General features: G+C 65.7%; 13 protein-coding genes. 7 read left to right on the top strand and 6 right to left on the bottom strand.

The window, feature by feature from the left end:
• The first annotated feature begins 70 nt into the window (after positions 1-70).
• Complete coding sequence (locus tag AC3WJI_RS09255; RefSeq protein ID WP_492756963.1) at positions 71-739, top strand: TPM domain-containing protein; 669 nt, start codon at positions 71-73, stop codon at positions 737-739.
• The gene (locus AC3WJI_RS09250) at positions 736-1,260 is read left to right on the top strand and encodes an NUDIX hydrolase (RefSeq protein ID WP_492756962.1); all 525 of its coding nucleotides are present in this window, start codon (positions 736-738) and stop codon (positions 1,258-1,260) included. Before AC3WJI_RS09255 ends, AC3WJI_RS09250 begins: the two co-directional genes overlap by 4 nt.
• A gap of 9 nt (positions 1,261-1,269) precedes the next feature.
• Here AC3WJI_RS09250 and AC3WJI_RS09245 read toward each other — a convergent pair whose 3' ends face one another.
• The 5 genes from AC3WJI_RS09245 to AC3WJI_RS09225 form a co-directional block, all read right to left on the bottom strand.
• The gene (locus tag AC3WJI_RS09245; RefSeq protein WP_492756961.1) at positions 1,270-1,599 is read right to left on the bottom strand and encodes a DUF1905 domain-containing protein; all 330 of its coding nucleotides are present in this window, start codon (positions 1,597-1,599) and stop codon (positions 1,270-1,272) included.
• A complete protein-coding gene (folK, locus tag AC3WJI_RS09240; protein WP_492756960.1) occupies positions 1,592-2,071 on the bottom strand; it encodes a 2-amino-4-hydroxy-6-hydroxymethyldihydropteridine diphosphokinase in 480 nt (159 codons plus the stop codon). The genes AC3WJI_RS09245 and folK overlap by 8 nt, the downstream gene beginning before the upstream one ends.
• A gap of 216 nt (positions 2,072-2,287) precedes the next feature.
• Positions 2,288-3,136: an N-carbamoylputrescine amidase gene (gene aguB / locus AC3WJI_RS09235; protein ID WP_492756959.1), complete on the bottom strand. Its 849-nt coding sequence runs from the start codon at positions 3,134-3,136 to the stop codon at positions 2,288-2,290.
• An 8-nt stretch (positions 3,137-3,144) separates the two neighbouring features.
• Positions 3,145-4,119 carry an agmatine deiminase family protein gene (locus AC3WJI_RS09230; protein WP_492756958.1) on the bottom strand — a complete coding sequence of 325 codons (975 nt, stop codon included), beginning with the start codon at positions 4,117-4,119 and terminating at the stop codon, positions 3,145-3,147.
• Positions 4,120-4,129: 10 nt separating this feature from the next.
• Complete coding sequence (locus tag AC3WJI_RS09225) at positions 4,130-5,761, bottom strand: M28 family metallopeptidase (RefSeq protein ID WP_492756957.1); 1,632 nt, start codon at positions 5,759-5,761, stop codon at positions 4,130-4,132.
• Between the two features lie 304 nt (positions 5,762-6,065).
• On the opposite strand from AC3WJI_RS09225, the gene AC3WJI_RS09220 reads away from it, so the two are divergent.
• Genes AC3WJI_RS09220 through AC3WJI_RS09205 form a run of 4 tightly spaced genes read left to right on the top strand, consistent with a single transcriptional unit; the run spans position 6,066 to position 8,190 of the window.
• Positions 6,066-6,626, top strand: a complete 561-nt coding sequence (locus tag AC3WJI_RS09220) for a phage tail protein (RefSeq protein ID WP_492756956.1) — start codon at positions 6,066-6,068, stop codon at positions 6,624-6,626.
• A 13-nt stretch (positions 6,627-6,639) separates the two neighbouring features.
• Positions 6,640-7,143: a phage tail protein gene (locus AC3WJI_RS09215; protein ID WP_492756955.1), complete on the top strand. Its 504-nt coding sequence runs from the start codon at positions 6,640-6,642 to the stop codon at positions 7,141-7,143.
• Between the two features lie 11 nt (positions 7,144-7,154).
• Positions 7,155-7,676, top strand: a complete 522-nt coding sequence (locus AC3WJI_RS09210) for a phage tail protein (RefSeq protein ID WP_492756954.1) — start codon at positions 7,155-7,157, stop codon at positions 7,674-7,676.
• Positions 7,677-7,683: 7 nt separating this feature from the next.
• Positions 7,684-8,190, top strand: coding sequence for a GNAT family N-acetyltransferase (locus AC3WJI_RS09205; protein WP_492756953.1), 507 nt, complete (start codon positions 7,684-7,686; stop codon positions 8,188-8,190).
• Here AC3WJI_RS09205 and AC3WJI_RS09200 read toward each other — a convergent pair.
• Positions 8,184-8,453, bottom strand: a complete 270-nt coding sequence (locus tag AC3WJI_RS09200) for a DUF6916 family protein (protein ID WP_492756952.1) — start codon at positions 8,451-8,453, stop codon at positions 8,184-8,186. The genes AC3WJI_RS09205 and AC3WJI_RS09200 overlap by 7 nt on opposite strands.
• Positions 8,454-8,629: 176 nt before the next feature.
• On the opposite strand from AC3WJI_RS09200, the gene AC3WJI_RS09195 reads away from it, so the two are divergent.
• Positions 8,630-10,606, top strand: coding sequence for an alpha/beta hydrolase family protein (locus AC3WJI_RS09195; RefSeq protein ID WP_492756951.1), 1,977 nt, complete (start codon positions 8,630-8,632; stop codon positions 10,604-10,606).
• Positions 10,607-10,622: the final 16 nt, after the last annotated feature.

Genomic DNA, 10,622 nt, shown 5'->3' with positions numbered 1-10,622 from the left:
GAGGCGGCGGTGGCGGCTTCTCCGGCGGCGGCGGATCGTTCGGAGGCGGTGGCGCCTCGGGGAGCTGGTGATGCGATTGACCGAAGCCGATCACGCGCGCGTCACTGCCGCGGTGGGCGAGGCCGAGCTGACCACCGATGGCGAGATCGTCACCGTGGTCGCCGGGCGCTCGGACGCGTATCACGACGTCGCGCTGCATTGGGCCGTCCTCGCGATGTTGCTCGTGCTGGCCCTGCTCGCCTGGCAGCCGGGCCCGGTGGAATGGCTCCACGCCCGGCTGGTCGACGCCTGGTCCGATACGCCACCGCGCTGGTACCTGACCCTCGCATTGATCCTGACCGCGGCCACCTTCCTAGCCGCGCGCATGATCCTCGCGCTCGATGCGTTGCGGATCGCGCTGACCCCGGGCGCGACCAAGACGCGCCGCGTCCATGCCCGCGCGCTCGCGCTGTTCCGCACCGCGGCCGAGAAGCGCACCAAGGCGTCGACCGGCGTATTGCTCTATCTCAGCCTCGCCGAGCACCGCGCCGAGATCATCGCCGACGAAGCGATCCACTCGCGCGTCCCGGCCGAAATATGGGGCGCGGCAATGGCGGCGCTGATCGCCGCGGTGAAACAGGGCCGGCCAGGCGACGGCCTCGCCGAGGCGGTCGCGCAGATCGGAAAGGTACTTGCCGAACACTTCCCGCGCAGCGAAGGCGACACCAATGAGCTTCCGGACCGTCTGATCATCCTATGAGTATCCCCGAAGAGCCGGTCGAGACCGTCTGGCAAGGCAAGTGGATCGTCGCGAAGCGGCAGGGCAAATGGGAATATGTCGCGCGCGCCCGCGACATCCAGGCCGCGGTGATCGTCGCGATCGACGACGGCCATGCCCTGCTCGTCGAGCAATATCGCGTGCCCCTCGGCCAACGCTGCCTCGAACTTCCCGCCGGGCTGATCGGCGACGAGCATGACGGCGACACGCCGCTCGACGCCGCGCGGCGCGAGCTCGAGGAGGAGACCGGCTATCATTGCGAGACCGTCGAGCCGATCGGCTATTTCCATTCCTCGCCCGGCATGGTCAGCGAGGGCTTCACCTTGGTCCGCGCGACCGGGCTGACCAAGGTGAGCGAAGGCGGCGGCGTCGAAGGCGAAGACATCGTCGTCCACCGCGTGGCGCTGGCCGAGATTGCATCCTTCGTTGCCGCGAAGCGCGCGGAAGGCGTGGCGATCGACGTCAAATTGCTGCTTTTGCTGTCCGGAGCGCTGCTCGCCTGACTTGGGGAATTAGGCGCTGATCTCGACCTCGACCTGGTCGCCCGCCGCGATCCCGGCCCCGCGCCGAACCTCGGCCTTGACGGGCAGCAGATAGCCGTCGCTCTCGCTGTGCGGGAACACAGAGGTGGCGAACGCCACACCGTTGATGGACGCCTGGACGCGCACCGATCCGAAGCCGCGTGCCGCGCCCATCGCCCGCAATTCGAACGCACGCGCCCGCAACGCGTCTGCCACCCACCCGGTAACGGTCACGAAATGCCAGCTCGCCTTGGCCGGCGGCTCCGGTGTCCAGCGCCACAATGCGGCAGTGAAGCGGAGCGTGTCCTCGGATTCAGCCATGACGGCCCCTCGGTTTCGCGTACTGCGCCGCAATCTGCCGGACGGTGAGGCCGCTGACCGGGTCGCGCCAATCGGGTGCCACTGCCAGCAGCGGCCGCAACACGAAGTCGCGCTCGCGAAAGCGCGCGTGGGGCACCGTCAGGTGGCGTGCCCCCCAGACGCCTTGCGACCACAAGAGTATGTCGAGGTCGATCACCCGCGCCGCCCAGTTGCGACCACGGCGGCGGCCGAAGCCGCGCTCGATCGCCTTGAGCCGCGCGAGCAGCGCGTCCGGCGCCTCGTCGCTCTCAATCAAAGCGACGGCATTGGCGAAGCGCCGCTTCGAAGGTCCGAGCGGCGCCGTGCGCAGTATCGGCGATGTCGCGATCACGCCGCCCAGCGCCCTCAGCGCCGCCGCGATCTCGGCTTCTGGGCTGCCGTGGCGTCCGCGGCGGTTGGAGCCCAAGGCGATCGCGTAAACGGGTGTAGGCACGGATGGGGCCTAACCCGCCACGATCGCAGATGCCAAGGGCAGACGTTTAGCGAGCCAGTGACCCCGCCCAAGCACCTTCCCATGTTGGAAATGCTGTGCTGCAATCCTCCGGCTCTTTGACTCCGTGGATTTGCAACAGGGACCTCGCGCAACATAATTGCGTCTCGCGGCAATCTTTGTTCACGAATCGCGTGAAAAATGCGAAGTTAGGCCCGATCAGATGTCCTGGACGAGCCGCCCGTACAGCTCCGGCCGGCGATCGCGGAAGAAGCCGAACGCCGCGCGGTGGCGCTTGACCCGCTCGAGGTCGAGCCGCGCCGTGATCACCCCGGTCTCCTCGCGGTCGAGCTCGGCGAGCACGTCGCCGCGCTCGTCGGTGATGAAGCTGGTGCCGTAGAAGGTCTGGCCGTGCTCGGTGCCGACACGGTTGGCGGCGACGACGGGCACGACGTTCGACACCGCATGCCCAACCATCGCCCGGCGCCACAGCCGCGCGGTATCGAGGCTGTCGTCATGCGGCTCGGAGCCGATCGCAGTGGGGTAGAACAAGACCTCGGCGCCCATCAGCATCATCGCGCGGGCGGTCTCGGGATACCATTGGTCCCAGCACACCCCCACGCCGATCCGCGCGCCGGGGCCGTTCCACACCTTGAACCCGGTATTGCCCGGCCGGAAATAGAATTTCTCTTCATAGCCTGGGCCGTCCGGGATGTGGCTCTTGCGATAGACGCCTTCGACGCGCCCGTCGGGTCCGATCATCGCGAGGCTGTTATAATGGTGCGGCCCATCGGCCTCGAAGAAGCTCGTCGGGATATGGATGCCGAGATCCGCGGCGAGGTGCTGCATCGCCAGCACCGCCTTGTGCTCGTTGACCGGCTTGGCGTTCGAGAACAGGCCTTCGTCCTCGACGCGGCAGAAATACTCGCCCTCGAACAATTCGGGCGGCAGCACGACCTGCGCGCCGCGGCCCGCCGCCTCGCGGACGAGCTCGGACACCGCCTTGATATTGGCGTCGATATCATTGGTGAAGGCGAGCTGGAGCGCCGCGACGGTAATCTCGGTCATGGGGTTCCTCAGGGCTTCGGAAGCTGCTGGCTGATGCAGTGGAAGCTGCCGCCGCCCGTCAAGATATGATCGGCGCGCTGGCCGACAACCTCCCGGCCCGGGAAAAGCGCCGCGAGCGCCTCGATCGCCGCGTCGTCATTGTCCTGGCCATAGACCGGGACGACGATCGCCGCATTGCCGATATAGAAGTTCATGTAGCTCGCCGGAATGATCTCTTCCTCCGGGCTCAGCACGCGGCCGGGCGAGGGGAAGCGGACGACCTGCACTCCGAACGCCTCGGCGCGCTGCGCCGCGTCCTGGTAGACGCGCCAATTGGGATCGTTGTCGGTCGCCTGCGGGATCAGCAGCCGGTTCTCGCCGACGAAGCGCGCGAGATTGTCGACATGGCCGTCGGTATGGTCGTTGAGCAGCCCGTCGCCCAGCCACAGCACCCGCGAAAAGCCGAGACTGGAATCGAGCAAAGCCTCGACATCGACCTTGGTCAGATTGGGATTGCGATTGGGGTTGAGCAGGCATTGCTCGGTGGTGACGCAGAGCCCGGTGCCGTCGCCGTCGATCGCACCGCCCTCAAGGATCCACTGATGCTCCTGGACCGCGAGCTTACGGGCCTGCGCCAGCCGGGCCCCGACGTCCGAATCGCCTTCGAGATCGTATTTCCCGCCCCAGCCATTGAAGCGGAAATCGTGCGCGCGCCCGGCACCGTCGACGATCGGGCCGGTATCGCGCAGCCAGATGTCGCCGAACGGCTCGACAAGCACAGTCGCCGCGTCGCCGACCATTTCCTCGGCAGCAGTCGCGGCCTCGGCATCGGCAGCGACGAGCAGCACCTTTTCGCCACGGCCGCCGGCATGCACCGCACGGGCGAAGGCGGCAACCTCCGCGCGCGCCGGCGCGAGGTCTTCGAGCCAGAGTTCGGGGTGGCTGGGAAAGCCGATCCAGACGGCGTCGTGCGGGGCCCATTCGGGGGGAGGCGGCAGAATCATGGCCGCGCTCTTACTTCCCCGCGCGGCTCTTGTCTCGGACCGCGCGAAATTCGGCGGTCGGGTACCAGTTCGGCCAGGCCGACCCTTCGGCAAGCTGGCGGCCGAGCCCGTAATAGATGTTCAGGTCGTCGAGCGCGCCGTCCCAGTTCCAGTTCGGCGAATATTCGTCCTGCGGCTTGTGATAGCGATTGGCGGTATAATCGTCCGAAGCCTTCTTGCCGGCTTCCTTGCCGCCGACGCGCAGATCCTCGCCGCTCTCGCCATAGAGCATCGGCACGCCGAGCTTGGCCATGCTGAAATGGTCCGAGCGGTAATAATAGCCGCGCTCGGGGGTCGGCTCGGGGACGATCACCCGGTCCTCCGCCGCCACGAACGGCTTGACCAGATCCTCGAGCTCGGACTTGCCGACGCCGACCAGCACGAAATCCTTGGCGCGGCCGACGATGTTGAGCCCGTCCATGTTCACCCCGCCGACGGTCTTGGCGAGTGGATAGACCGGGTTCTCGGCATAGAATTTGGAGCCCAGCAGCCCCGATTCCTCGCCGGTTACCGCCAGGAAGACGAGGCTCCGCTTCGCCGGTCCTGCCTTCACCTGCGCCTCGGCGATCGCGACGAGCCCTGCCGTGCCCGAGGCATTGTCCACCGCCCCGTTGCAGATATCGTCGCCGTTCACGGCGTCGCAGCGGCCGAGATGGTCCCAATGCGCCGAATAGAGCACGACTTCGTCGGGCCGCTCGCTGCCGGGCAGGATGCCGACGACGTTCTTGGACGCCTGGCGCCGGATGCTGCTGTCGAACGACACGCTAGCCTTGACGCCCAGCGGTACCGCCTTGAAGCCCTTATGCTTCGCCGCTTCGATCAAGGCAGGATAGTCCTTGCCGGCGCTGGCGAACAAAGCCTTGGCCTGATCCTGCTGGATCCAGCCGATCGCCTGGGACTGGTCCATATGGTCACCGGGCGTGTCCTGCTCGAGCTGCGGCCCGGTCCAGGACGATTGCACCACGCCCCAGCCATAAGCGGCGGGCTCGGTATCGTGGATGATGATCGCCGCGGCGGCGCCCTGCCGCGCGGCTTCCTCGTATTTGTAGGTCCAGCGGCCGTAATAGGTCATCGCGCGGCCGCCGAAATCGCCCTGCAGTCCCGGCGTCTGCCAGTCGGGATCGTTGATCAGGATGACCACCGTCTTGCCCTTCACGTCGATCCCGGCATAGTCGTTCCAGCCGCGCTCGGGCGCGTTGATGCCATAGCCGACGAACACGACGTCGCTGTTCTTGACCTGGGTCTTGGGCGTCACCCGATAGGTCGCGATCACCATGTCCTTGCGATAGGCGAGGCTGAGCGGGGTCTTGCCGCCGGTGAAGGTGAGCGGCGAGACGTTCTTGCCGTCGATCTCGACCAAAGGCACGTCCTGGAACCAGCTGCCCTTGTTGCCCGGCTTGAGCCCGGCCTTCTGGAAGCGTTCGACCAGATAGGCCAGCGTCTTCTCCTCGCCCGCGGTCGCCGGCGCGCGGCCTTCGAATTCGTCCGACGACAGCCGCTCGGTGACCTGCTTGAGCGTGTCGACCGAAATCGGCGGCGGCGCGGTCTGCGCCACCGCGGCAGTGCTGGCGAGGAGGAGCGCGGCGGAAACCAGGAGACGCATGTAAACTCCTTCGGAAAAGGGATGCGCCAAGTGTGGCAGTGCGACTCGGATGCCGCAAGCATCGCCACCGCCCGGGGCAGGCGCGGCGACCTGCCCCCGATTGCGCTGGCGCTACGGGCTTGCGCGCCACTGAAAAACCGCCGCTTTCCGAAGAGTTCGGCGGCCGATGCACAGATTATTTTGCGCTGCGGCAGCGTTGAAGGCCGAGTCATCCGGTACAGCCTTGATGCGATATCTTTCGGCTAAAGAACATCGACTTGCGTCGAGATTCCCCACGTCGCCACGCTATAGGCGACAATAAGACTTGCCCAAGTTCGTTTCGCGAGTAGGTTGGCGCCGAACCGGGGGGGATTCAGGCATGGCTGAGCCGTTTTTGTCGGAGCTTAGGCTTTTTTCCTTTGTCTTCGCGCCGAAGGGCTGGGCGCTGTGCAATGGCCAGCTACTGCCGATCAATCAAAATCAGGCGCTCTTCTCGCTGCTCGGCACCACCTATGGCGGCGATGGCCGGGTCAATTTCGCATTGCCCGATCTGCGCGGTCGCGTGCCCATGCATGTCGGCAACGGCCACATCCTCGGCGAGCGTGCCGGCGAGCAGGCACATACGCTGTCGATCGCGGAAATGCCGGGCCACCAGCACGTCCTGCAGGCAACAGAGACCGCGGCGAGCACCAATATTCCCGCCAACAACCTGTTTCTCGGCGGATCGGCGCCGAACGATTTCTACACCAGCCCGACAAATCTCGGCGCAATGATCGACGGTACGATCACCACTGTCGGCGGGAATCAGGCGCATCCGAACATGCAGCCATTTTTGACGTTGTCCTGGTGCATCGCGCTCCAGGGCATCTTCCCCTCGCAGAGCTGAGGAGCCCCAGGTCATGGCGCAACCCTATGTCGGTGAAATCCGGATGTTCGCGGGCAATTTCCCGCCGGCTGGCTGGTCCTTTTGCGAAGGCCAGCTCCTGCCGATCTCGGAAAACGAGACGCTGTTCCAACTGATCGGTACCACCTTCGGTGGAGACGGCCAGTCGACCTTCGCATTGCCCGATCTGCGCGGCCGGGTTCCGATGCATCAGGGCAGCGGTTTCATCCTCGGCGAGATGGCCGGCGTGGAACAGGTCACGCTGACCACCCAGCAGATGCCGGCGCATACGCATCCGCTGCTCGCATCGACCGACACTGCATCGGCCAAGGCCGGGACGAATAACGCGATCGGCAAGTCCACCGGGGTTGATGCCTTCATCAACTCGCAGCCGGGCGATCCGCTCGCTCCCACGTCGATCACGCCGGTCGGCGGAACCCAGCCGCACGACAACATGCAGCCTTATCTGTGCGTCGATTTCATCATCTCGCTGTTCGGGATCTTCCCGAGCCCAACCTGAGGAGCCGCCGCGTGGCCGATCCGTTCGTCGCCGAAATTCGGGTCTTCCCATTCAACTTCGCGCCCAGGGGCTGGGCGTGGTGCGACGGGCAGTTGCTGCCATTGTCGCAAAACACCGCATTGTTCTCGCTGCTGGGCACCACTTATGGAGGCAACGGCAAGAGCAATTTCGCGCTTCCCAATTTGCAGGGATCGGTGCCGTTCCATCCGGGGCAGGGGCCAGGACTGAGCACCTATTTCCTCGGCCAGACCGGCGGCTCCGACACGGTGACTTTGCTCCAATCCGAGATCCCTGCCCATACGCACTTACTCCAGGCGGCCGGGGGCGACGTGGCGGAGACTAATGTCGCGGTCGGCAATGCGCTGACACGGTCGAAGAACGGCAACATCTATTCGAACAACACCACGCTCAAGCCGATGGCGGCGGCGGACCTGCCGCCCGCCGGGGGAAGCCAGCCGCACAACAATCTGATGCCGTATCTGACCATGTATTTCTGCATCGCGTTGCAGGGCGTGTTCCCGCCGCGGGGCTGAGGCGGCGATGCCATTGCCGCTTGTCGAGGCCGCTGCGCTCGGCGTCGTGTTGCGGCCGATGGCCGATGACGATCTCGGCTTTACCGCCGAGCTCTACGCGTCGACGCGCGAGGAGGAATTGGCGCCGGTACCCTGGCCGGCCGAGGCGAAGCGTGCCTTCCTGCTGCAGCAGCACGCCGCCCAGCACGCATATTACCAGCAGCATTATCGCGGCATGGATGCAATGATCGTCGAGTGCGGCGGCGGCGCGATCGGGCGGTTATACCTGTACGAGACCGCGGACGAGATTCGCATCGTCGATATCTCCCTGATGCCGCGGGCGCGGGGGCAGGGCATCGGCACGGCATTGCTGCGCGACCTTTTCGCCGAGGCCGCGCCGCGCGGCAAGCGCATCTCGATCCATGTCGAGAAGAACAATCCCGCGCGCACGCTCTACACGCGGCTCGGCTTCACGATCGTCGACGACGATCGCGGCGCCTACGACCTATGGGAATGGCGCGCGCCGGCTCAGTAGAATACGGCTTCGTAGCGGACGGCGTCCGCCTCGCGGGCGATCGGGACAATGAAGACGTCGTGCGTCGTTTCGCCGCCGTCCAGCCCGTACGTGGCCTGCGGCAGGACCGGCGCGCCCGGACCGAGGAATTCGAGCCGAAACGATCCGCCCTCGCGCCCTGAATCGGACAGCGCCTGCGCCTTGTCGAGCGCAAGACGATACGTCTCGCCATCCGCGGACACCGTATAGACGCTCCCGGCCGCGAAATCGGAGAGTTGCAGCATAGTCATTGCCGAACCCCATTTCCGGATGCAGCCAGCAAATGCGGGAGAAACATGGCGCGGTCCTTTAGGAGAAACGTGGCGGCAAGTGTGGCAGCCCGATTTCCCCGTCACAAGCCCCGCCTTGCAACACCATGATTTCGCTCTAGGCTCGGCTTCGAGTGAGTTGAGGGGGATCCATGAACAGAAATCTCGCGGCATGGGGCTTGCCGCTGTGCCTTGCGGCGCCTGCCGCCGCGCAGGACACGCGCGCCGCGCAGTTCGGCGTGCGTGAAGCCGTCCAGCAGATCAGCCTCTCGCCCGATGGCAATCACGTGGCGGTGGTCCAGCCCGATGGCGCCCGCGGCGCGGCGCTGATGACCGGCGATCTGGCCAAGGGCGGAGCGCTGAAGGGGATCCTCCGGTCGAGCGGCAACCCGGATCGCCTCACCAATTGTCACTGGGCGAGCAACACCCGCCTCGTCTGCACGATCTATCTGATCCGGCAGGACGCGCTCAAGCTGGATTATACTCGGCTGGTTTCGCTCAACCTCGATGGATCGGACCTCAAGATTCTCACCGCGTCGAACACCGCGCGTTCGCTCGGGGTGGCGCAGTCGGGTGGACAGATCATCGATTGGGGTCCCGATGGATCGAACGGCTCGCTGGTCATGACGCGCGAGTTCATTCCCGAGCAGACGACGGGCACGCATCTGGCCAGCTCGCGCGAGGGATTGGGCGTCGAACTCATCGACGCGACGTCGTTGCGGCGCAAAACGCTCGAACAGCCCAAGACCTCGGCGGTGGACTATATCAGCGATGGCCATGGCAATGTTCGCGTGATGGGTCTCCGCCCGCCGACCGCAGGGGGCTATTCCGGCAACACGATCCATTATTCCTATCGCATGGCTGGCGCGCGTGACTGGAAGGACCTCGGCGTCCTCGATGTCGGCGGCGGGGCCGCGGTCGGGTTCAATCCCTATGCCGTCGATAGCGCGACAAACCGGGTCTACGGCTTCGACACTGTCGAGGGACGGCGCGCCTTGTTCAGCATCGCACTCGACGGCTCGCTGAAGCGCGACATGGTGCTCGCGCATCCGCAGGTCGATGTCGACGGGCTGATCCGGATCGGCCGGCAGCAGCGCGTGGTGGGCGGGAGCTATGCCACCGACAAAAGGCAGGTCGAATTCTTCGATCCCGAGCTGCGGCGGTTGCGCGGCATGCTGGCCAAGGCGCTCCCGGGCAAACCGCTTGTCACCTTCGTCGATTCAAACGCCGACGAGAGCAAGCTGTTGATGTTCGCCGGCAGCGACAAGGATCCGGGGACCTATTATCTCTACGACAAAGCGAGCCGGAGGCTCGAGGAAGTGCTGAGCGTGCGCCCGCAACTGGCCGGCGTGCCGCTCGCCAGCGTCAAGCCGATCGAGTTCCCCGCTGCCGACGGAACGCGCATTCCTGGCTATCTGACACTTCCCGCCGGGAGCGACGGCAAGAATCTCCCTGCGATCGTGATGCCGCATGGCGGCCCCGGCGCGCGCGACGAATGGGGCTTCGATTGGCTCGCCCAATTCTTCGCCGCGCGCGGCTTCGCGGTGCTCCAGCCCAATTTCCGCGGGTCCAGCGGCTATGGCGATGCCTGGTTCAAGAAGAACGGCTTCCAATCGTGGCGGACCGCGATCGGCGACGTCAATGACGGCGGACGCTGGCTGGTCAGCCAGGGCATCGCGCGCGCTGACAAGCTCGCGATCCTAGGCTGGTCCTATGGCGGCTACGCTGCGCTGCAATCCTCGGTGCTCGATCCCGACCTGTTCAAGGCGATCGTCGCGATCGCCCCGGTGACCGATCTGGAGACCTTGCGCGACGAAGCGCGCAATTACGTGAGTTTCCCGCAAGTCGATGCGTTCATCGGCCATGGTGATCACGTCCGCGATGGATCGCCGGCGCGCAGCGCCAAAAGTATCAAGGCGCCGGTGCTGCTGTTCCATGGAAGCCTGGACCTCAATGTCGGGATCGGCGAATCGCGGCTGATGGCCGGCAAGCTGCGCGACGCCGGCGGCAGCGTCGATCTGGTCGAGTTCGACAAGCTCGACCACCAGCTCGACGACAGCGAAGCCCGCACGACGATGCTGTCGCGCGCCGACGCGTTCCTGCGCAAGGCGCTCAATATCGCGCCCTGACACGAAAAAGGGCGGC

This window comes from Sphingomonas sp. FW306-1B-B10E, assembly GCF_058782005.1.
The sequence above is the reverse complement of the archived record's forward strand: the minus strand, read 5'-3'. Positions and strand labels throughout refer to the sequence as shown.